18 protein-coding genes and 1 pseudogene are annotated in these 21893 nt (G+C 66.6%); 6 read left to right on the plus strand and 13 right to left on the minus strand.

Features of this window, described 5'->3' with window-relative positions:
* Positions 1–29: 29 nt before the first annotated feature.
* From CYJ10_RS14760 to CYJ10_RS14790, 7 genes are all read right to left on the minus strand, one after another.
* Entirely contained in the window at positions 30–884 is an 855-nt protein-coding gene (locus CYJ10_RS14760; RefSeq protein WP_101682246.1) for a phosphodiesterase, read from the minus strand.
* Positions 881–1939: an ABC transporter ATP-binding protein gene (locus CYJ10_RS14765; RefSeq protein ID WP_101682247.1), complete on the minus strand. Its 1059-nt coding sequence runs from the start codon at positions 1937–1939 to the stop codon at positions 881–883. Before CYJ10_RS14765 ends, CYJ10_RS14760 begins: the two co-directional genes overlap by 4 nt.
* Entirely contained in the window at positions 1932–2816 is an 885-nt protein-coding gene (locus CYJ10_RS14770; protein WP_101682248.1) for an ABC transporter permease, read from the minus strand. The genes CYJ10_RS14765 and CYJ10_RS14770 overlap by 8 nt, the downstream gene beginning before the upstream one ends.
* A 39-nt stretch (positions 2817–2855) precedes the next feature.
* Positions 2856–3674, minus strand: a complete 819-nt coding sequence (locus CYJ10_RS14775; RefSeq protein ID WP_101682249.1) for an ABC transporter permease — start codon at positions 3672–3674, stop codon at positions 2856–2858.
* 23 nt (positions 3675–3697) lie between these two features.
* A complete protein-coding gene (locus CYJ10_RS14780) occupies positions 3698–4732 on the minus strand; it encodes an ABC transporter substrate-binding protein (RefSeq protein ID WP_101682250.1) in 1035 nt (344 codons plus the stop codon).
* A 47-nt stretch (positions 4733–4779) separates the two neighbouring features.
* Positions 4780–5868, minus strand: coding sequence for a substrate-binding domain-containing protein (locus CYJ10_RS14785; RefSeq protein WP_101682251.1), 1089 nt, complete (start codon positions 5866–5868; stop codon positions 4780–4782).
* A 207-nt stretch (positions 5869–6075) separates the two neighbouring features.
* Entirely contained in the window at positions 6076–6459 is a 384-nt protein-coding gene (locus tag CYJ10_RS14790; RefSeq protein WP_101682252.1) for a nuclear transport factor 2 family protein, read from the minus strand.
* 366 nt (positions 6460–6825) lie between these two features.
* Between CYJ10_RS14790 and CYJ10_RS14795 the strand changes: the two genes are divergently transcribed.
* Together CYJ10_RS14795 and CYJ10_RS14800 are read left to right on the plus strand one after the other, a co-directional pair.
* Positions 6826–8349, plus strand: a complete 1524-nt coding sequence (locus CYJ10_RS14795) for a DUF1800 domain-containing protein (protein ID WP_101682443.1) — start codon at positions 6826–6828, stop codon at positions 8347–8349.
* Positions 8350–8385: 36 nt separating this feature from the next.
* The gene (locus tag CYJ10_RS14800) at positions 8386–9696 is read left to right on the plus strand and encodes a DUF1501 domain-containing protein (RefSeq protein WP_101682253.1); all 1311 of its coding nucleotides are present in this window, start codon (positions 8386–8388) and stop codon (positions 9694–9696) included.
* Positions 9697–9847: 151 nt separating this feature from the next.
* On the opposite strand, the gene CYJ10_RS14805 is transcribed toward CYJ10_RS14800, so the two are convergent.
* The gene (locus tag CYJ10_RS14805) at positions 9848–10819 is read right to left on the minus strand and encodes a bifunctional helix-turn-helix transcriptional regulator/GNAT family N-acetyltransferase (protein ID WP_101682444.1); all 972 of its coding nucleotides are present in this window, start codon (positions 10817–10819) and stop codon (positions 9848–9850) included.
* 260 nt (positions 10820–11079) lie between these two features.
* Here CYJ10_RS14805 and CYJ10_RS14810 point away from each other — a divergent pair, with 260 nt between their 5' ends.
* Positions 11080–11871, plus strand: a complete 792-nt coding sequence (locus CYJ10_RS14810; protein WP_257993341.1) for an EAL domain-containing protein — start codon at positions 11080–11082, stop codon at positions 11869–11871.
* A gap of 52 nt (positions 11872–11923) precedes the next feature.
* Here the strand turns inward: CYJ10_RS14810 and CYJ10_RS14815 are convergent, their stop codons facing one another.
* Positions 11924–14380 carry a penicillin-binding protein 1A gene (locus CYJ10_RS14815; RefSeq protein ID WP_101682254.1) on the minus strand — a complete coding sequence of 819 codons (2457 nt, stop codon included), beginning with the start codon at positions 14378–14380 and terminating at the stop codon, positions 11924–11926.
* Between the two features lie 317 nt (positions 14381–14697).
* Here CYJ10_RS14815 and CYJ10_RS14820 point away from each other — a divergent pair, with 317 nt between their 5' ends.
* Entirely contained in the window at positions 14698–15795 is a 1098-nt protein-coding gene (locus CYJ10_RS14820; protein ID WP_101682255.1) for a porin, read from the plus strand.
* 156 nt (positions 15796–15951) lie between these two features.
* On the opposite strand, the gene CYJ10_RS14825 is transcribed toward CYJ10_RS14820, so the two are convergent.
* On the minus strand, positions 15952–16293 hold the full coding sequence (locus CYJ10_RS14825) for a hypothetical protein (protein ID WP_101682256.1): 342 nt from the start codon (positions 16291–16293) through the stop codon (positions 15952–15954).
* A 1278-nt stretch (positions 16294–17571) separates the two neighbouring features.
* On the opposite strand from CYJ10_RS14825, the pseudogene CYJ10_RS14830 reads away from it, so the two are divergent.
* Positions 17572–18600, plus strand: a pseudogene (locus tag CYJ10_RS14830) (peroxidase family protein); the annotation flags it as partial.
* 350 nt (positions 18601–18950) lie between these two features.
* On the opposite strand, the gene CYJ10_RS14840 reads toward CYJ10_RS14830, so the two are convergent.
* Both CYJ10_RS14840 and CYJ10_RS14845 read right to left on the minus strand, forming a co-directional pair.
* Complete coding sequence (locus CYJ10_RS14840; protein ID WP_101682258.1) at positions 18951–19631, minus strand: DUF2459 domain-containing protein; 681 nt, start codon at positions 19629–19631, stop codon at positions 18951–18953.
* Positions 19632–19633: 2 nt separating this feature from the next.
* Positions 19634–20227: a TetR/AcrR family transcriptional regulator gene (locus CYJ10_RS14845; protein WP_101682259.1), complete on the minus strand. Its 594-nt coding sequence runs from the start codon at positions 20225–20227 to the stop codon at positions 19634–19636.
* A 90-nt stretch (positions 20228–20317) separates the two neighbouring features.
* On the opposite strand from CYJ10_RS14845, the gene CYJ10_RS14850 reads away from it, so the two are divergent.
* The gene (locus tag CYJ10_RS14850) at positions 20318–20746 is read left to right on the plus strand and encodes a VOC family protein (RefSeq protein ID WP_101682260.1); all 429 of its coding nucleotides are present in this window, start codon (positions 20318–20320) and stop codon (positions 20744–20746) included.
* A gap of 25 nt (positions 20747–20771) precedes the next feature.
* Here the strand turns inward: CYJ10_RS14850 and CYJ10_RS14855 are convergent, their stop codons facing one another.
* Positions 20772–21848, minus strand: coding sequence for a saccharopine dehydrogenase family protein (locus tag CYJ10_RS14855; protein ID WP_101682261.1), 1077 nt, complete (start codon positions 21846–21848; stop codon positions 20772–20774).
* Between the last annotated feature and the right edge of the window lie 45 nt (positions 21849–21893).

Below are 21893 nucleotides of genomic sequence, written 5' to 3' on the forward strand. Positions count from 1 at the left end.
CAACGCGCACGGTGCGTGCGCCGCTGCTGTCAGTCGATCAGCTTGCCGTCCGCGTCAAAGAACGGGTGGCGCGCCCCGTGGTCGCCGATGGCGGCCAGATGCGTGACCAGGCCGTGCAGCGGATGCCACCAGTGCAGCAGGTAGCCCGGCGGCTCCATGCGGAAGCACGACGGCGCCTGCGGGTCCAGGTCCAGCGCCACCTGATGCGCGGGGCCGGGTGCTGTCATGGCGATAGTGCCGCCAAAGCGGCGCGTGATCTGCCGGTGCAGATGGCCGCAGATCACGCGTTCCACGTGCGGATGGCGGGCGATGACCGCTTCCAGCCCAGCCGCGTTGTCCAGCCCCTGCACGTCCATGTGGCCGATGCCGGTATGGAACGGCGGATGGTGCAGCATGACCAGCGTCGGCCGCTGCGGCGCGGCGGACAGCGCGGCATCGAGCCAGGCCAGCCCATCGGCGTCGACGCGGCCGCCCGGCTTGCCGGGCACGGTGCAGTCGAACGCCACCAGCCGCAGCGGGCCGGCATCGATGGCGTAGTGCACCGGCGCCTCGCCGTCGCCATTGGCGAACAGGTAGTCGTGATCGGCAAACACGCTGCGCAGCGACGAGCGGTGGTCGTGGTTGCCGGGCAGCAGCTTCACCGGCATCGGCAGGCGCTGCAGGATGTCGCGCAGGAAGCGATATTCGTGGACGTCGCCAAAGTCGACCAGGTCGCCGGTGACCACCACCATATCGGGCAGTTGCGGGGCGGCCAGCAGCGTGTCGATGGCGGTGTGCAGCGCGCCGGCGGTGTCCACCATGCGGTAGGACAGCTTGCCGCCGGCCTTGATGTGCAGATCGGTCAGTTGCGCCACCAGGTAGGGCGCCGGGTTTGCGAGGGTCATGCGGCTTGGCAAAGCGTAATCAGGTGTTGGGTATCGATGCGCAGGCCCACGCGGGTGCCGGCGGCCCAGGCATCGCGGCGGGCGGTGTCGACGATCAGCGGCGTGGTGGCGCCTACGTCCACCAGCAGCCGCGTGTGGTTGCCCAGGAACAGCGCGGTGACGACCGTGCCTTCCACATGGGCATCGTCGGCGTGCACCAGTGCTACGTCCTCGGGCCGGAACATTAGGCGCGCGGTCGACGTCGTCGGCGCATCGTCGGGCGGCCCCATCGGCACCGTGCCGCCCGGCACGCGCCAGCGGCCCGCCTCGGCCGTGCCCGGCAGGTGGTTCATGGTGCCGATGAAGTCGGCCACGAACGCGTTGGCCGGGGCGCGGTAGATTTCCTGCGGCGTGCCGGTCTGGGCAATGCGCCCCTTGTCCATCACGATGATGCGGTCGCCCAGCGCCATGGCTTCGGCCTGGTCATGCGTGACGTACACGGCGGTGATGTGCAGGCTGCGCAGCAACTGGTTGATGTCGGCGCGCAGCGCATCGCGCAGCTTGGCATCGAGCGCGGTCAGCGGTTCGTCCAGCAGCAGCACGCGCGGCTGCACGGCGATGGCGCGCGCCAGCGCCACGCGCTGGCGCTGGCCGCCCGACAACTGGTCGATGCGGCGGTCCGCAAACGGCTCCAGATGCATCATGGCCAGCATCTCGTCCACGCGGCGGCGGCACACGGCGCCGTCCACACGCCGCACGCGCAGGCCGTAGGCAATGTTCTCGGCCACGCTCATGTTCGGGAACAGCGCGTAGTTCTGGAACACCATGCCCACGCCGCGCTGCTCGATGGGCTGGTCGGTCACGCGCGTGTCGCCAAACAAGACGTCGCCACCGGCATCGGGCTGCTCCAGCCCGGCGATGATGCGCAGCGTGGTGGTCTTGCCGCAGCCCGACGGCCCCAGCAGCACCACGGTTTCGCCGGCGCCGATATCCAGGTCCAGCGGCTGCAGTGCCAGCGTGCCGTCTGCGAACGTCTTGGCGCACTGGCGCAGGCGGATGGGGGTGGGCTCATGCATGGCGGCTTTCGGCTACGGTGGGGGCGGTCTGGGGCAGGGCGACGGGTGCGTCCTGGACGGGTTCGGCAACGGTCGCGTGGCGGCGCGTGCGGGCCCCCAACGCGCTGACGGCCTGCATGAACACCAGCATCGGAATGATCATGACGAAGAACACGATGGTGTAGGCAGACCCGATTTCGAGGCGCATCGATGCGTAGCTGTCGGCCAGGCCCACGGGCAGTGTCTGCGTGGTGGGGGTATGCAGCATCCAGGTCAGGTTGAACTCGCCCACCGACAGCGTCACCACCATCAGCGCGCCGGCCAGGATGCCCTGGCGGCAGTTCGGCAGCACCACCGTGAAGAAGCGCTGCAGGCGCGTGGCGCCCAGGCTGGCGGCGGCGTCTTCGAGCGTGCGGATGTCGATGGCCGACAGGATGGCCAGCACGGCACGCACCATGAACGGCAGCGTGAACACCACGTGGCCGATCAGGATGAACACCCAGCTCGTGCGCAGGCCCTGCCAGCTGCCGTAGAGCAGGATCAGGCCCAGCGCTGTGGCCAGCCCGGGCAGCGCCACGGGCAGCATCAGCAGTTCCTCGATCAACCGGGTGACGCGGTTGCGCCGCAGCGCCATGTAGTACGCGGCGGGCACGCCGATCACCAGCGTGCAGGCCACGCAGGCCAGCGCGATGCCCAGCGACAGGAAGATGGTATTGCGATACAGCGACCAGACTTCCTCAAGCCAGCGCGTGGTCAGCCCGCTCGACAGGCCCACGAAGATGTTGTTGGTCAGTCCGGCCAGCACGGACAGCACCACGGGCACGGTCATGAAGGCGCAGACCAGCAGGGTCAGCGTGAGTTGCAGCCAGTAGCCGGCGCGGCGGGGTTGGGCGGTCATCGATAGTCCTCGGCAATGTGCGTTTGACCGGATGGCCTCTCAGGCGGTGGCGGCGACGGTATCGCCGGAGTACCAGCGGGCCAGCGCCAGCAGGGCCCAGGTCACCACGCCAAGCAGGATCGACAGCGCGGCGGCCATGCCGAAGTTGGCGTAGTTGGTGAATTCGTTGTAGATCGTCAGCGGCAGCACGTCGAGCTGCGTGGCCAGCGTGAAGGCCGTGCCGAACGCGCCCATGCTGGTGGCAAAGCAGATGGCGCCGCTGGACAGCATGGCTGGCATCAGCGCGGGCAGCATCACGTCGCGCACCACGCGCCAGGGGCTGGCGCCCAGCGAGCGCGCGGCTTCCTCCAGCGACGGGTCGAGCTTTTCCACGGCGGCCATCACGGTCAGGATCACGCGTGGAATCGAGAAATAGAGATAGCCGACGAACAGTCCGGCCAGCCCGTAGGCAAAGGTCCAGCGCTCGCCCGTGAGCAAATCGCCGATGCTGGCCAGCAGGCCGTTGCGGCCACCGAGCATGATGACCATGAAGCCGATCACCACGCCGGGGAAGGCCAGCGGGAAGGTCAGCATGGCCACCAGCACCGGCTTGCCCGGCACCGGGTGGCGCTGCAGGAAGGTGCCGGCGATGCCGGCGATCACCAGCGTGGCCAGCGTGACCAGCGCGGACAGCACCACGGTCACCATCAGGCTGTGCAGATAGCGGGCGCTGGTCAGCACGGTCCAGTAGACCCCCGCGCCGTCCCTGCCGGTCAGGCTGACTTCGATCAGCCGTGCCATCGGCAGGCAGAAGAACGCCAGGAACACGAGCAGCGCGGGCAGCGCGAACAGGAAGAGGGCGGGGGATCGCTGGGTCATGATGGGGGTGCGGGCCGGCTGGCTTAGCGCACTTCCTTCAGGTACTGGTCGCTGAAAGCCTTCTGCGACTGGGCCATCTTGCCGAAGTCCACCGGCTTGGCGCGGGCGTAGTCGGCGGCGGGCAGGAAGCGCGACTGCACTTCGGCCGGCATCGGCACATTGCGCACCGGACGCAGGTAGGCGTTGGCCCACAGCGCCTGGCCCTGGTCGGACAGCACGAAGTCCAGCACCTTGCGGCCATCGGCGGCGTGCGGGGCGTTGTTGACCAGGCTCATCACGTAGGGCACCACCAGCGTGCCTTCCTTCGGGATCACGAAGGCCACGTTGGCGCGGTCCTTGTACTTGGCCCGGTAGGCGTTGAAGTCATAGTCCAGCAGGATGGGGATCTCGCCAGACAGCACGCGCGCGTAGGCGGTCTGCTTCGGCACGATGGGCTGGTTCTTCTGCAGGTCGCGGAAGTACTTGAAGGCCGGGCCGAAGTTGTCGAGCGAACCGCCCATGGCCTGGTTCACGGCCACGGCGCCCACATAGCCGACAAAGGCGCTGGCCGGGTCGAGATAGCCCACCAGGCCCTTGTATTCGGGCTTGAGCAGGTCGGCCCACGACTGCGGCACGGGCTTGCCGCGCAGCGCGTCGACGTTGACCATGAAGCCCAGCGTGCCCGAGTGGATGGCGAACCAGTTGCCTTGCGGGTCTTTCAGGCCGTCGGGGATGTCGTTCCAGTGGGCCGGCTTGTACGGCTGCGTCACGCCATCAGCCTTGGCCTGGATGCCGAACGTCACGCCCAGGTAGGTCACGTCGGCCACCGGGGCGGCCTTTTCGGCCACCAGTTGCGCCAGCGACTGGCCCGAGTTCTTGTTGTCGAACGGCACGGTGACGCCGGTCTTTTCCTTGATCGCGCGGATCTGTGCGGCCCAGTCGGCCCATTCGGGCGGGCAGTTGTAGCAGATGGCCGTCTGCGCGGCGGCGCCCTGGCTGAAGGCGGCAAAAATGGTGGCGACAGCGGCGGCGGTGGCCAGCCAGCGCAGCGGACGGCGCCAGAAGGATTGCGTCGACATGTAAGGCTCCCTGGTTAGGTCAGTCGGTCAGTCGGTGGTCGGTCGGATCAGGCAGGAACTGCGGGCGCGCTGACGGTGCCCTCGATACGTAATGCGTGCGGCAGCAGCGTGGCGTTGCCATCGGCGCCGGCCGAGCCAACGTCCAGCCGGTGCAACAGCTGCGTGATGGCCTGCGTGCCGATATCGGCATTGGGCTGCACCACGGTGGCCAGCGGCGGCTCCACGAGCGCGCCCAGGGCGATACCGTCGTAGCCCAGTACCGAGACATCGCGCGGCACGCGCAGGCCCAGGCGCTTGAGATCGGAAATCACGCCGATGGCGAGCAGGTCGTTGGTGCAGAAGAATGCGGTGGGCGCGTCGGGCTGGGCCATCAGCGCCTGGATCTGCGGCGCGTTGCTGGCCGTGTGGGACGGCAGGTTGACCGGTTCGCGTATCGGCAGGCCGTGGTCGCGCATGGCATCGGCATAGCCGGCAAAGCGTTGCCGGGCGCGGTCGGATGCCGTAAAGGCGCCCGAAATCACGGCGATGCGCCGGTGGCCCGCAGCGATCAGCGCGTTCACACCCTCGCAGGCGCTGGTCTGGTTGTCCACCGAGACGGAATGCCGGCCATGCCCTGCGGCGTCGCGCGACACCTGGTTGTAGGCCAGCACATAAGGCACCGATTCTCGGTCGAGTTGGTCTAGTACGGTGCTGTTGCTGGCGTCGGCCACGGTCAGGACCATGCCGTCGACGCGGTGGCGCAACAGGTATTCGACGCGTTCGCGTTCGCGGGCCGGTTCGTAGTTGCTCGTGACCAGCATCAGGGAGTAGCCTGCCGCCATGGCCGATTCTTCAATTCCGCGCCAGCATTCGGCAAACACCGCGTTGTCCAGCGTGGGCAGCATGACACCGACGATGCGGGTGCGTTGCGCGCGCAGCTTGGCGCCCAGCAGGTTGGGGCGGAACGAGAGCCGCCGCGCGGCCTCATGCACGCGCTGGGCGGTGGCCTCGCGCACCAGTTGCGGATGGCTGAAGACGCGCGATGCGGTGGCCAGCGACACCTTTGCGGCCAGCGCCACGTCGGCGAGCGTCACCCCCTGGCCAGGTTCGGCGGATGCCAGGCGGGGCGGCAGGGCGGCGCGGCGGGGTGTTGGCATGCATTCCTCATCTGATGGCGCACTTCAGGATGAAAACGTTTTCATTGAAGTGCCGAAAAATCAGGCGTCAAGGAATATTTGCGCTGCGCTGCCGCAAAACGGGCCGCGCAGGCTCCCGCGCCTGTCATCGTGGCGCATTGTCACGGGGCTCTGTGACGGGACGATGACAGGGGCGATGGCTGGGACGGTAGCTGGGCGGACGGTGTCTTACTTCGTCTTGGGCGCGGCGCTGAACGTCTTGTTGGCGATCTTCCACACGCCGTCGATCTGCAGTAGGTTCATATAGTCGGTGAACGTCACCTCGGGGTAGTCCAGCACGATCTTGGCCGTGGCGGCGTTGCCCACCACGTCGAAGCTGGCGATATGGCGGCGGCGCTGGGCCTCGTCGGGCTGCGGCTGGCCCTGGAAGCGCTTCGAGAACTCTTCCACCGTCAGCGAATGCAGCGCGCCATCGCGGAACGAAATGATGCGGGCGTCGGCATGGAACGCCTGGAAGATGTACTCGGCCTTGCCCGTGCGATGGGCCTCCAGGTACTGCTCGAGCGGTGCCAGCGCGGGAATGTGCTGCGAGGTGGCGGCGTGTGCGGTCATGTCTGTTCCTCCGTGTTGAATCTGGTTGAGCCAGGCCAGGGGCGATCCTTCAGACCCGGTGGCTCCGTTCATTGTATCCGTGAATTGTATGCAAAATGGCTTTGCGGGTGGTCACGGGGCGCGGCGGGAAAATTTTGGTAACAGACTGGCGGGGTGGCGCGGTCAACCAACTGGCGCGCCGGACGTCAAACCGGCATTCCGGCACGCGATGTGCACGCACGACAAAGGGGACGGGCGCCTATGGAAGACCGACGGCGGGAAGACCGATGGGGGGCAAACCGGCAGCTTGTGGGCCGACAGCTTGTGGGCCGATCCTTCGGCAGCTTGCGGCAATGGCGGCTGCTGGGGTTGCTGGCGTCGCTTGCGATGACGGCGGCGCTGGCCGCCTGCGCGTCGACGGCTGCGAATGATGCAATGCAGCATGACAAGCTGTCTGCTGCCGACCTGCGCTGGCTCAACACTGTCAGCTTTGGCGCGGACCAGGCCAGCGTGCAGCGGCTGCAAGCCATCGGCCGGCAGCGTTATCTCGACGAGCAGATTAAGATGCCGCTGACCGATCCGCCGCAACTGGCCCAGGCCATTGCCGCGTTGCCGGTCAGCCAGGGCGATGCCCTGCAACGGACGCAGGCCCTGCGCGCCGAGCGGCAGCGCATCCAGGCGCTGTCCGACGAAACCGAAAAGCAGCAGGCCCGTGAGGCGCTGAACCGCCAGGGGCGCGACCTGGTGATCGACACTGGCCGTCGGCATCTGCTGCGCGCGCTCTATTCGCCCGCGCAGTTGCGCGAGCAGATGACCTGGTTCTGGCTGAACCATTTCAATGTCTACGCGGGCAAAGGGCAGGTCCGCTATGCGCTGGCCGATTTCGAGGCCCGTGCGATCCGCCCGCATGCGCTGGGCAAGTTTCGTGACCTGCTGATGGCCACGGTCACGTCGCCGGCCATGCTCGAATACCTGGACAACGCCCAGAGCGCGGCCAACCGCATCAACGAGAACTACGCGCGCGAGCTGATGGAACTGCATACGCTGGGCGTGGCGGGCGGCCCGAGCGGGTCGCGCTATACCCAGCAGGACGTACAGGAACTGGCGCGCGTGCTGACCGGGCTTGGCGTCAACGCGCGGGGCGAGCCGCCCCGGCTATCTGCCGAACGCGCAACCCTGTACCGCAGCGATGGCCTGTTCGAGTTCAATCCGAACCGCCACGACTTCGGCGCCAAGACGCTGCTGGGCCAGACTATCGCGCCGCGCGGGTTTGCCGAGGTGGAACAGGCCGTGTCGATCCTGGCGCGCGACCCGGCCACCGCGCGCTTCGTGTCGGCAAAGCTGGCCGCGTACTTCGTGTCCGACAATCCGACGCCGCAACTGGTGACGCAGATGGCCGCGACGTTTACGCGCACCGATGGCGATATTGGCGCGGTGCTGCGCACGATGTTCCTGTCGCACTGGTTCGACCAGTCGGCCGCCGAGGGCGCCCGCAAGTTCAAGGACCCGATGGTCTTTGTGGTGTCGTCGATGCGGCTGGCCTATGACGGCCGGCCGGTATCGAACCTGCGTCCGATGATCAACTGGCTGAACCAGCTTGGCGAGCCGCTGTATGGCCACGTGGCGCCCGACGGCTATCCGCTGACCGAAAGCGCGTGGGCCAGTTCGGGACAACTGGTCAAGCGCTTCGAGATTGCGCGCACGATCGGCAGCGGGCCGGCCGGGCTGTTCGCGGACGAAAGCGGGCAGCCGGCGGCGCAACGGGGCTTTCCAATGCCGAACAACCGCATGTTCTACGACACCATCGAAGGCACGCTCGGTGTGGCCACGCGCCAGGCGCTGGGCCAGGCGGGGTCGCAGCAGGAATGGAATGCCGTGCTGCTGAGTTCGCCGGAATGGATGCAGCGCTAGGGTAACCACAACGGCAACGCAACGATGGGGACAACCATGAACCGACGCCACTGGCTCAGGACGATGGGCTGCGCGGGCCTTGCGCTGACGCTGCCGACCGTGACATCGCGCGTGTTTGCGCTGCCGGCGCAGGCCGACGCGCGCTTTCTGCTGGTGTTCCTGCGCGGCGGTTATGACGCGGCCAACGTGCTGGTGCCATCCGGCAGCGATTTCTATTACGCCTCGCGCCCCAACATCGCCATCCGGCCGCCGGTGGCGCCGGGGGCTGCGCCAGACCCCGCCGCCGCGCTGGCGCTGGCGGCGGATGGCTGGGCACTGCATCCCCGGCTGGGGGCCACGATGCTGCCGATGTGGCAGCGCCAGCAACTGGCCTTCGTGCCGTTCGCGGGCACCAGCGACATGTCGCGCAGTCACTTTGAAACCCAGGACGGCATCGAGGCGGGCCTGGCAGGCGACGGCCATGGTGGCTCGGGCGCCGCACCAAAAGGCAGCGGCTTCCTGAACCGCCTGACACAGGCCATGGGCGGACAGGCGGCGCCGGTGGCGTTTACGGACGGCTTGCCGATGGTGCTGTCCGGCGCGGCAAACGTGCCCAACGTGTCGCTCAAGGGCACCGGCCGCGCCCCGTTCGATGCGCGCCAGACAGAGACCCTGGCGCAGATGTACAAGGGCACGCGCTTCGAGTCCCTGATTGCGGAAGGCTTTGATCTGCGCCAGACCGTGGCGGAGCAGGCCGAGGCGATGCGCAGGCACGAGGCGGCCATGCGCGCGGCCAGCGACGGTGCGGCGGGCGACACCATGTCCGGGCGCATGCAGGAGATGCAGGCGGCCAACCGGCGTGCGCTGACGGCGCGTGGTTTCGAGCAAGAGGCCCGCCGCATGGCCGGGCTGATGCGCGAGAAATTCAACCTTGGCTTTATCGACGTGGGCGGCTGGGACACGCACGTCAACCAGGGCGGCGCGCAAGGGCAACTGGCCAACCTGCTGGACAACCTGGGGCGCGGCATTGCCGGTTTCTCGGAGGAAATGGGGCCGGCGTGGCGCAACACCACCGTGGTGGCGATCTCCGAGTTCGGGCGGACGTTCCGCGAGAACGGCACGCGCGGCACCGACCACGGCCACGGCACGGTCTACTGGGTGGCCGGCGGCAATGTGCGGGGCGGGCGCATGGTGGGCGAACAGGTTGCCGTTGCCCAGTCGACGCTGAACCAGAACCGCGACTATCCGGTGCTCAATGACTACCGGACGGTGCTGGGCGGCCTGTTCCGCAGGCTTTACGGGCTGGACGACAGCCGCCTGGCGCAGGTCTTTCCGGGCAGCCGGCCCCGCGATATCGGGCTGGTATAGGGCAGGGCGCGGGTCTGGGGTTCAGGCGCGTCGCCGCCTGAACCCGAGACCATTCCTCGTTTCCGTCCCACGCGTGTGAAAGCGGAAAAGCACAATCGACACGCCGGATGCTCGGAAAGGGGCGTGGCATCTTCAGTAGGCACGGCGCCGATCAAGGCCTGCGGCGGCTGAATCGCTGCTCGGTGACCTCGCCGCCCCATTGGGTGCCGGTCGCTTCGCTGGTCAGCACAAAGCCGAACGACTCATAGAGATGGCGTGCCGAATCCAGGCCCTTGAAGGTCCAGAGCCAGGTCTCGTCAAACGCGTGCGCGTCCACAAACTGCATGGCGCTGGCCATCAGTTGCCGGCCCACGCCGGAACCGCGCAACGCATCGTCGACGATGAACCAGCGCAGATGCGCCGTACCCGTCGCCGGGTCGCCGTCGATGGCCAGGGACGCCAGCGTGCGACCGTCTTCGTGATACAGCCACAGCGCCTTGCCCGGTGCCGGCAGCATGGCGGCAAACTCGGCCAGTTCGGTGGCCACACGCTTTTCAAAGAAGGCGCCAAATCCCCAGTGTTCGGCATAGAAGCGCCCGTGCAGGCTGGCGATATCGCCGATGCAGCCGGGCCGATAGCCTTCGGCGATGGGTAGGCGGTCCGGCTTGCCACCGGTCGTCCTGGCGGCGTTGTCCTGCGCCAGCGCGTCGGCATAGAGCGCCAGGGACCGCAGCAGGGCCTGCTGGTCGGACGGGAGCATGCGGCGCAACGCATGGGATACCTGGTCGGTGGCGAACTGGTCGATCTTCTCCCGCAGCTTTTTCCCCTTCGGCGTCAGGAACAGCTCGGTGGCACGCGCGTCCTCGCTGGAGATTCGACGATGCAGAAAGCCGGCTGATTCCAGCCGCGCCACCTGCCGGCTGGTGTTCGATTTGTCCAGCCGCAGGATCTGGCCCAGGTCCTTGGCACTGATGCCGGGCGCCATGCCGATCTCCAGCACCGCGTGAACGGCCGAAGGCGCCAGGTCACTGTCGGCCAGTGTCGCGCGCATGAAGCCCAGTTCACGCACGAGGCGGCGCGAAAAATCGCGCAGTTCGAGAATCGTCCCGTCGCGGGACTGGGCGGGTGCATCGATCAAGTCCATGGTGGCCTCTGACTGGCTGTTGGCTGGGGTGCGCATTGCGTTGCTGCACTGAGTTGCGGCATTTGGTTGCGGACCGCAAGCAATATTAGTTGCGATCCGCAACCTTGTCAAAGGCCTGTTTTGCCTGGTTCACCCTCCCAAAGCAGTACGTGCAATGCCTCAAGTCGGCTCGGGAAGTGCCGTTACCTCAACAGTGGGCGTGGCACCTGCCCACCGCATGATTCGTACAACACGATTCCTAGCCAGTTTGAGTGCAAGCCTTGTCGCGACCCCTGACGCCATCCATTGCCGATTGCCTCGAACAACAACTGCTGCGGCCGGTTTTCCAGCCGATCGGCTCGCTCGTCACGGGCGATGTGTTTGGATACGAGGCGCTGATCCGCGGCCCGGTGGGTACGCCACTGGAGAGCCCTATCGCCCTGTTTGCCGAGGCGGCACGCGCGGGCAAGCACGTGGCCCTGGAACGGCTGGCCGCGCGCATCTCGATCCGGGCGTTCATGGAATTCGACCTGCCCGGCAAGCTGTTCCTGAACTACAGCGCCGATTCGATCCGCGACATCGAGGACACCCGCGACGACGTCCGGACGTTTCTGCAGGCGCAGGGGCTGCCGTCTGACCGCATCGTGCTGGAACTGACCGAACAGGCGCCGCTGGGGCCGCTGGAAACGCTGGCCAAGGCCGTGTTTTCGATCCGCAGCCGCGGCGCGCAATTTGCGCTGGACGACTATGGCACGGGCCATGCCAGCCTGGGGCAGTGGATTGCCCTGCAGCCCGATTACGTGAAGATTGCGCGGGTCATCATCGATGGCGTGGCGTCGTCGCCGTTCCAGCGCGAGGCGCTGCAGGCGCTATGCAAGCTGGCCCGCACGGCCGGCACGCGGCTGATTGCCGAAGGGATCGAGCGCGAGGACGATTTGCTGGTATGCCGCGATCTGGGTATCGACCTGGCGCAGGGTTACCTGCTGGCGCGCCCGTCGCCTGAGCCGCCGCTGTCGCTGTCCGATGCTTCGCTGCGCGCGTTGCATCGCGGGCGGCTGAGGATCGCCAAGTAGGCGGATGTCGATTGTTTTCGCCCCTCGGCCACTTGTGGGAGAGGGGAGCAGGTCAGAGCGCCGCGGGCGCCGAGGCTGCCGCGGGCGCGGAGGACGGTGCCGGATAGGGGGCCGGATAAGGTGCCGGAGCTGGCGCCGCCGGCAGTGCCGAGGGTTCGCTCGATGCCTCCATCTCATGACCGCCCGGCGGCACGGCTTCCACAACTTCACCGGGATCCAGCGCCATGCCGTTGTCGGCCGATGCGGCCGTTGCCGGCGCCGAGGCCGGCGGCATGGCGTCGGCGTCCGTGGCCGGCAGGACCGGCCGGCGCGGTGCCGGACGCGGCAGCGACGCGTTGTCGTCCTTCTTGTTCGCGGCGAACAGCTTCTGATACCAGCCGCGTACGGTATCGGTCAGCCCCGAATACCAGGTCTTCTCGTCGACTTCGGCAAACCGCGAGCGCGGGTCGACGATGCGTGCGCGCAGGGCCCGCTGGTAGAAGTCGCCCACGATGGGCAGCGCGCTGTGCGCGCCCTGGCCCCAGTAGTCGCTGCGCAGCGTCACGCGGCTGTCGTTGAATCCCACCCACGCGCCGGCCACCAGTTGCGGATGCATCAGGATGAACCAGCCGTCGGCGTTGTCCTGGGTCGTGCCGGTCTTGCCGGCCACGTCGGCGCGAATGCCGTAGCGCGTGCGGATGGCCGTGCCGGTGCCGCGATCCACCACGTCGCGCATCACGTCGAGCAGGGTTTCGTTGGCGGTGGCGGACAGCGCGCGCTCCGGCGACGCGGGGCGGAAGCGGGCCAGTTCCTTGCCTTCGCGGTCTGTGATGGTCGTGATCATGGACGGGGCGATGTACTGACCGCCGTTGGCGATCGTGCCGTAGGCGCTGACCATCTCCTTGAGCGTGACGGGGCTGGTGCCCAGCGCCAGCGATGGCACTTCCTCCAGTTTGCTGTCGCGCACGCCCATGGCGCGGGCCAGCTTCGCCACGCGATCTGCGCCCAGGTTCTGCACCAGTTGCGCCGTGATGGTGTTCTTGGAATAGACCAGGCCGTCGCGCAGGCTCATCGCGCGGCCGGTGGCGGCCGATTCGTCGGTCGGCCGCCAGATCTCGCCGCCGGCAAGCTTGATTTCGACCGGCTGGTCGATGAACGTCTCGTCGGGGCTCTGGCCGCGTGCAAACGCGGCGCCATAGACGAACGGCTTGAAGGTGGAGCCGGGCTGGCGACGGGCCTGGGCCACGTGATCAAAGGCGTCCACGGTGAAGTCGCGGCTGCCTACCCAGGCGCGGATCTCGCCGGTAGCCGGGTCCAGCGCCATGAAGCCGGCCTGCACACGCGTCTTGTTCTGGCGCAGGGTCAGCATGAACGCGTTGTCGCGCATCAGGTGGTTCAGCGCGTCGGCATCGGTCTGGCCACCGGCCACGGAGGCGCGATATTCGGGCGTTTCGCGCACGAACTGCTGCACCAGGCCGCGGCTTTCGGCCCAGCCGGCGCGCGGCGCCCAGGCGGCATTCGCAATCGACTGAAGCTGGTTGGCCTGGCGCGCCAGCGCCTGGTTGGCCATGGCCTGCAGGCGCGCATCGATCGTCGTATGGACGACCAGACCGTCGGTGTACAGGTTGTAGTCGTTGCTGTCGGCCCACGAGATCAGCCACTTGCGCAGTTGCTGCGCGAAGTGGGCGGCCGGGCCCGGTTCCTCGATCTGGCGCTCGAAGTCGATGCGCAGCGGGCGCTTGGCCAGCACCTGGTAGCGGGCGGGGTCGAGCTTGCCGCGCTTGACCATCTGCGCCAGCACGATATTTCGGCGTTCCAGCGCGCGCTGCGGGTTCAGCACCGGGTTGTAGTAGCTGTTGCCCTTGAGCATGCCGATCAGCGTGGCGGCTTCCAGCACGTCAAGCTGGCGGGCGGACTTGTCGAAGTACGTGCGCGCGGCCATCTCGATGCCGAACGCGTTGTACAGGAACGGCACCGTGTTCAGGTACGTCTCGAGGATTTCATCCTTGGAGTACAGCGCCTCGATCTTCAGCGCCGTAATGGCTTCCTTCAGCTTGCGCGTCAGCGTGGGGGCGCGGCCGATGGCGTCCGGATAGCGGTTGCGTGCCAGCTGCTGGGTGATGGTCGACCCTCCCTGGCGGTCGCCCGAGAACGTGTGCAGCGCCGCCGACGCGGTGCGGCGCCAGTCCAGCCCGAAGTGCTGGTAGAAGCGGTGATCTTCGGTGGCGATCAGCGCGTTGACGACGTTGGGCGAGATATCGGCCAGCTTGACCCAGTCGCGGTTGGCCCAACGGTAGACGGCCAGTTCCTTGCCGTCCGCCGACAGTACCTGGGCCGGTTGCTCGGACTTGGCCTTGCGGATGTCGCTGATGCCGGGCGTGAACGGGATCAGCAGCAGCAGGTACAGCAGCAACAGCGCCGGAAGCGCGGCCAGGCCCATTAGGACGGTGCGTCGGCTTGGCCGGCGCAGATGTTGCCTGAACTGGGCAAGCCGTGGGGCGATATAAGTCTTGTATGAATCCAGGCGCATTGACGCAAGGCGAGGCAGGGCCGGTGCGCACCGTCACGGACCTGTCAAATGCCTTTCACGGAAAAGTGTGCATCCTACCTGAAGGCTGGTCGGGAAAACCCGCATTCTTCGCTGCCAACCGCCAAAATTCCCACCGAAGTAGGGGGTCCGAATTTGTTGCTGAGACGCAACAGACACATGGATTTCATATTCGGCTGAAACAATTCGCCTGCCACCTCAGGTCATCGTTTCGGAAAGCGGCAGTGCGAACTCGTAGCCCCGTTCTGAAAACGTGACGGGGAAGCATCTCAATGTCTTAACAAATACGAGAACTCACAGTGAAGAAAGCACTATTTGCTCTGGCGGCAGCGGGTACCTGCGCCATCTCCGGCGTTGCATCGGCACAGTCCAACACCTCCGTGACGCTGTACGGCATCGTCGACGCCGGCATCGAATTCGCCAACCACACGGGCTCCGCCGCATCGAATGGCAACCCGGCGATCAGTGGCAGCAAGGTGGCCGTGAGCTCGGGCAACATGTCCGGTTCGCGCTGGGGCCTGCGTGGCGCCGAAGACCTCGGTGGCGGCCTGAAGGCCATCTTTACCTTGGAATCGGGCTTCGATATCGACACCGGCGTGTCGGGCCAGTCCAACCGTCTGTTCGGTCGCCAGGCTTTCGTTGGCCTGCAAGGCAACTTCGGCGCCGTGACGCTGGGCCGTCAGCAGAATGCGCTGTATGACCTGTTCGGCGCCTACGACCCGATGGGCGTTGGCCCGAAGTACTCGCTGAACGCGGTTGACTCGGGCTTCAACGGCCGTGCCGACAACGCCATCAAGTACACGGGCAAGTTCGGTGGCCTGACCGGCACAGCCTTCTACAGCACCGGCCGTGATTCGACCGTGCCCAACAGCACGGAAGTGCCGGGCAACTACCGCATCGGCCGCAATTTCGGCGCCGGCCTGGCTTACACGCAAGGCGCGTTCTCGGTGGGCACGGCCTACGACCAGTACCAGGGCAACGCCGCCAACGTCGACGACCGCGCTGTCAAGCGTCTGGCCTTCGGTGGTTCGTACGATCTGGGCGTGGCCAAGGTGTTCGCCGGCTACCGCTGGATGCGCGACGACGGCATCGGCAGCCCGACGACCGCTGCCGTGCGCAACAACGTCTACTGGCTCGGCGGTCTGTACCGCGTGACGCCGGCCCTGTCGCTGACGGGCGCTGCCTACTACACCGACACCCACAACAGCAAGAACGATCCGTGGATGTTCGTGCTGTCGGCCGACTACTCGTTCTCGAAGCGTACCGACGCCTACCTGAACATCGGCTACGTGAAGAACAAGGGCACGTCGACGCTGGCGCTGAGCAGCACCAACCCGATCTTCCCGAACGGTTCCAACCAGACCGGCGCGATCGTCGGTATCCGTCACCGCTTCTAAGGCAGGGAGACAACCGGCAGACGGGGCCTTTCCCCCCGCACCTGCCGGATAACAAACGCCCCTCACCCGACTTGGCGGGAGGAGGGGCGTTCTGCATTGGGCGTGCCGGTGGGCGTCCTGTGCCGGGTGCGCGTATTGGCGCCCCAGGGGTATTCCTCAGGCCGCCTCTCCGTCTGCGGGACGGCCCGGCAGGCTGTCCTTGCCGGCTCGCGCATCGACCGATCTCAGCCGTTCCAGTGCCCGCGTCAGCAATGCGCCTTCCTCGGCGTCCGCCGTGGCGCGTAGCGTCTGCACGGCGTGGTGCAGTCGGTCACGGTCGGGGGCCACCAGTTTGTCGGTGTCCTCCATGACCTCGATTTCCTTGTCCACGCGCTTGCACAGCTTGCGTACGAACTCAGGGTCAAGCTGGCCCTGACTGGCGCCGTGAGCAATGTGGTAGATCAGGGCCGCAAGGCCCTCTGCGGTCGTCTCTGTTGCCACGCCTGAATCACGTTTCATGTCGGCTCCCCGGTGAGGTCGATTCATTCTAGTGATCGCCCTCCTGCCCGGAAGTTGCGGTTGTCTGCAGATTCGAACAATTGTGCGCCCGGCGACGCTCCACCTTCTTATTTCCGAAATATTTCATCGCCAGAATGTCATCTCGCTGGCCCCGCTGAACACGTTGGGAACGCATATGCGACCGGAGGGGTCGCCAGCGGGCTGGCAGCCATATCGTTCCGGCAGGTTTTCATGGTCGCCCGCAGAGGCACCAGTTATGGAGCGGTGGCGTTGCAACGAGTACGCGGGGATCCGAGCCGTCTTCAAGACGGCTCTATTTCTTTCCGGGCTCCCAACCTGCGCGCGGCCTGCGTCGGCCAACACCGCTCACAAGCCTTCGCCTTTCCCGAAGCCGTCCACGGCACCTCGTAGTATTCGCGTGATTCCGTAACAACGTCGATATTGATTATCGTCAATATCACAAGGATCTTTTCGGGCGAATAACCTTCTGTGCCATCTCGGTATCTGACGTCGTCAGCGCTTTTCTGCGATCCCGATTTATCCGAAATCCCCCTGTTTCAGCCGCTATATGCCAATGACGCGAATGACATCGCGTGACTACGGCAATTCCAATTGAGTTGGCTAATCAAGCCAATCGAAATAATTGAATTTTCCCAATGGGGTGTCGCACGTAGAGTGCGAAACACTTCCTTTCGGTCGCATACGGTTTTCTTGTTTCGAGATTCGAGATCGGGAATCGTGACGAAACTGGAACAGGAAGGGCACGTGAGAAGCCGATTTCTCGGCCTCAAGGTGCAGCGCACCGGACCGAGGCGTTTTCGCGCCAAAGCGCGCTGGCGGTTGCAAGGGATTTTCCAACAACGAATGGCTCGAATCCAAGGTCGATCGATCGACGTCCCCATTTTGCATTTGAATGCATTTGCATCACGGCAGCAGCTTTTGCAATCGACTACAAGGAGCATTGTTCCATGAATATCGGAAAAACCTTAAAACTTTCCGTTTTAACTGTTGCCGTGTCTGCCGCGCTTTACACCACGCCGCTGATGGCGAAACGGACGTGACGCCGAACAGCTTCTGGTGGCCGGCGCAACTGGATCTGCAGCCACTGCGATTCAATTCGGCGGAATCCGATCCCATGGGCAAGGCCTTCGATTATGCGGAGGCGTTCAAGACCCTGGACCTGGAGGCGGTCAAGCGCGATATCGCCGCGGTCATGAAGACCTCGCAGCCTTGGTGGCCGGTCCAATTTCGTGCCGGATGCGCACGATCCGAAGAAGAAACCCCAAGGAATTCGAGGACGCGTTCGCCAGGGCGTGGTTCAAGCTCATGCATCGCGACCTGGGCCCCAAGTCCCGCTACCTTGGTCCCGACGTGCCCAAGGAAGACCTGATCTGGCAGGACCCGGTCCCCAAGGTCGATCACAAGCTGGTGGACGACAAGGATGTTGCCAGCCTGAAGACCACCATCCTGGCGTCCGGCCTGACCATTCCCGAACTGGTGCGGGCCGCCTGGGCGTCGGCGGCAACCTTCCGGGTCACGGACATGCGCGGCGGCGCAAACGGCGCGCGCATTCGCCTGGCCCCGCAGAAGGATTGGGGCGTCAACCAACCCGCCGAGCTTGCCAGGGTGCTGGATCGTCTGGAGACCATCCAGAAGGACTTCAACGCGGCACAGAAGACCAGCGGCAAGAAGGTTTCGCTTGCCGACCTGATCGTGCTGGGCGGCACCGCTGCGGTGGAAGAAGCGGCCAGCAAGGGCGGTCACAAGGTGGACGTACCGTTCACGCCGGGCCGGATGGACGCGTCGGCGGAACAAACCAGTGTCCAGGCCTTCGCGGTGCTCGAACCGGTTGCGGACGGCTTCCGCAACTACTACGGCAAACAGAGTTCGCGGTCCCCGGCGGACATGCTGGTCGAACGTGCGCGCTACCGGAACCTGAGCATTCCCGAGATGACAGTCCTGCTCGGCGGCATGCGGGCGCTGGACGCCAACGCCGGCGGCACCCGCCACGGTGTGTTCACGGATCGCCCTGGCATCCTGAGCAACGACTTCTTCGTCAACCTGCTCGACATGTCGACGAAGTGGTCAAAGTCGTCCACCGATCAGGGGATGTACGAGGGCCGGGATCGTGCGACCGGCAAGGTCAAGTGGCAGGCAACCCCGGTCGACCTGGTCTTCGGCTCGAACGCGGAACTGCGTGCGGTGGCGGAAGTGTATGGCGCTGACGACAGCAAGGAGAAGTTCGTCCAGGACTTCGCCAAGGCATGGGTCAAGGTCATGAACCTGGATCGATTCGACCAGCGCTAATCTGCGGCGCAAGGGGCCCGATTCGGCACAGCCGGCCGAGTCGGGCCACAAACAGGCCGTTCCCGCGAGTCATCTGGCCGCCTGCCGGGCGCCTGACATGGCCGGGCTGGAGAACAGGCATTGTTGGCGGCAGGTGTCGCTATCTATACTGGGTTTGTCGCGTGCACGCCGCACGTGGGGGAGCCAGCCATGACACTGAGCCGAATCGCCCGGATCGCCGTTCTCCTGCTGTTGCCGGTCTGCCTTGCCGGCTGCATATCGATCAGCAGCAGCGATCCCAGTCCGCCGCAATCGTCCACTGTGGTCACGCCCGCTGGTAGCGCGACCACGGTCTGCAGCCCGGCCCCCTGCTAGGGCGCCGGGCTGTCCGCCTGCGGGGCGCCTTGCCGCGCGGCCGCCAGATCCCGCACCTGCCGCATGACGCCCTCCGCGAACAGCACGGGGCCGTGCATCGGGATGCCCGCCTCGCGCAGGCCGTCGGCCGTCCACGTATTGCAGGTATAGAAGCCGTTGTAGCGTGCCGTGGCGCCGAAATAGAGTCCGCCGGGATAGGGGCCGTTGCCCAGCCCCTGCGGCTCGCCGGCGTCGTTCTCCTGGACCGTCCGGTTCAGGAAGGCGCGCAGGCGCCCGATGCCGGCCTCGTCCAGTTCCAGATCCACCACATTGCCCGCGCCAAACGCGGCGGCCGGCGTGTCGCGCAGGATCGTCAGCAGGATGGCGCCGTCGCCCGGCAGCAGGGCCGACAGCAGCGTCATCGGGCCGCGCTCGCCGGTGATCAGGTAGTGGCGGTCGCCAAAGCCGAAGCAAAGGTACGTGGAGCCGTCGTAGCCCCGGGCCACGCGCATGAGCCGCGCATCGGCGTCGACGGTGCGGATGCAGATGTCGGTGTGCCAGTCGCGCTCGACCACCGAGATCGTGGTGACCCGCGGCGCTGCTACCGCGGCCGGTGCCGTGGCGCAGCCGGACATGACCAGCGTCATCGCCAGCATCGTGGCCGCGCAGGTCGGGGCGATGCGCGGGCGCGCTGGCATGGTCAATCCGCCGCCACAATGCGCGCGATCAGCCCGGTCGTTGCGGCCCGAAACTGGTCCGGATCGCCGCCGGCCTCGATTTCCAGCGCCGCTCGATCGAATGCGGCGGACAGCAAGGCCGCCAGGGCATCGACGGGGGCAGCGTCGGGCAGCCCGTGCCCCACGGCGGCCCGTAGCCCTTCCCGCAGCGTGCGGCCGGCGTGCCGGGCATCGAGCGCGAACATGGCGGCGGTGCCGAGTACGGCCGGGCCGTCGACCAGCAGCAGTTGCGTGCGCCCCGGCACGGCCATCGCCTGCAGGTAGGCCAGACTGCCGGCCAGCAGCGCGTCGCGCACGGGCAGATCCATGGGCGCGGCATTCTCGATATCCGCCGCCACGGCGAGGGCCTCGTCTTCGAGGATGGCGCGGAACAGGTCCTGCTTGTCGGCAAAGTGGTGATAGAGCGCCCCCCGTGTGATGCCGGCGGCAGCCACGATCTCGGGTGTCGACGTCGCCGCGTAGCCCTTGCGGATCAACAGGTCGCGGGCGGCAGCCAGCAGCGCGGCGCGCGTGGCCAGCGTGCGTTCCTGGTTCGAGCGGGCCTTTCTATCTTGCATACATGCAGCCTGTATGTTTCAATGGTGGGAAAGATGCAGGCTGTATGTTACGTCACGCCCAGCGCGGCGCCAACGATGGAGACACGACCCATGCGAACCACCAGCTTCTACCCCGTGCTGATGACCGAAGACGTAGCGGGAACGGCGGCGTTCTACGCCGCGCACTTCGGATTTGCGCCGGTCTTCACCGCCGACTGGTACGTGCATCTGCAATCGGGCCAGGACCCGCACATGAACCTGGCCATCCTCGATGCCAACCACGACACCATCCCGGCACCGGGGCGGGGCAGGACGGCCGCCGGCATGCTGCTGAATTTCGAGGTCGACGATGTGGATGCGGTCTATGCGCGGGTATCGGGCGCCGGCCTGCCCATCCTGCTGGCGCTGCGCGACGAGGCGTTCGGGCAGCGCCATTTCATCACGGTCGATCCGAATGGCGTGATGCTCGACATCATCACGCCGATTGCGCCGTCGGCGGAATTTGCCGCCCAGTACGCCCCCGACGCACTGCCGGGCTGAGCCCCGGCAGTGCGCGGCCTGCCGTTCAGGCCATGTCGATGCGGGTGCGCATGCACCATTTGTCGAAGTGAGGCGTGAAGGCGTCCAGCGACAGCAGCCCCATGCAGGGCATCGCGCCGCGCGACAGCAACGTGCTGTCCGCCAGTTGCGCGGTCAGCAGCAGCGTTGCCATGCAGGGGATTTCCGGCCCGTTGCCGTCGGGCGCGGTCAGCGACCATGTCGAGACGCCGGGTCGGCCATCGGCACGCAACCCGCCCACGCGCACCAGCATGCCGCCGTGTGGGCTGCCGAAGCGGTCCAGCAATCGGCTGGACACCCGGTTGAGCCAGCCGGCATGGCGTGCCAGCGGCAGCGGCAGCCCAAGGCGCCGCAGCGTGGCCACCGCCCACAGCAGCGCGTGCTGGCTCCGCAGTTCCAGCGCCGCGCGAAACTCAACCGTCTGCACGCCGGCGTAGCGCAGCGGAAACAGTGCCAGGTCCGGGACGTCGCAAGTGGCCGACCAGCGCGTGCCCAGCGCATCGAAATATTGCCTGCGGATGTTCTGCCAGCCATGCGCCAGTTGCCAGCGTCCGTCGCGCAGGCGCGGCACCGGGGCGCCCGCGTAACCGAACACTGCCTGCAGCGTGGCTTCGCCGCGCGGTGCCTGCTGCCCCGGTGCAATCGAGATCTGGATATCGTCGATGCTGGCAAAGTCCTGCGCCAGCCGGTCCACCACGGCTGACGACAGCCCCGGCACGCTGCTGGCGCCGCTGACCGCGCACACGCCAGCGGCACGGGCCCGCGCGTCGAGCGCGCCGGCAAATCCGGCCACGAAATCGCGCCCGTCGGACAGATCGATGTAGTGCGCGCCCGCCGCGCAGGCGGCTTCGGCCACCCGGTAGTCCTGGCCCTGGAACGGTCCCGCGCAGTGGATGACCAGGTCGGGCCGCAACGAGGCGAGCCGTGGCGCAAAGTCGCCGGCATTGAGATCGATGGCGGCGGTGCGCGGCCCCGGTTTGGCGTTGCGGCTTGCAGCGATGCATTCGATTCCGGGCGCATCCGCCAGTGCGCGGCAGATACGCGCGCCGAAATTGCCCATGCCGCCCAGTACGATGACCCGCATGTCGTGCCCTGTTGTCGTTGTCGATGTGGTTGCCGGGATTGTCGC

Source organism: Cupriavidus pauculus, from assembly GCF_002858765.1.
Taxonomy (GTDB): Bacteria; Pseudomonadota; Gammaproteobacteria; order Burkholderiales; family Burkholderiaceae; genus Cupriavidus; species Cupriavidus pauculus_B.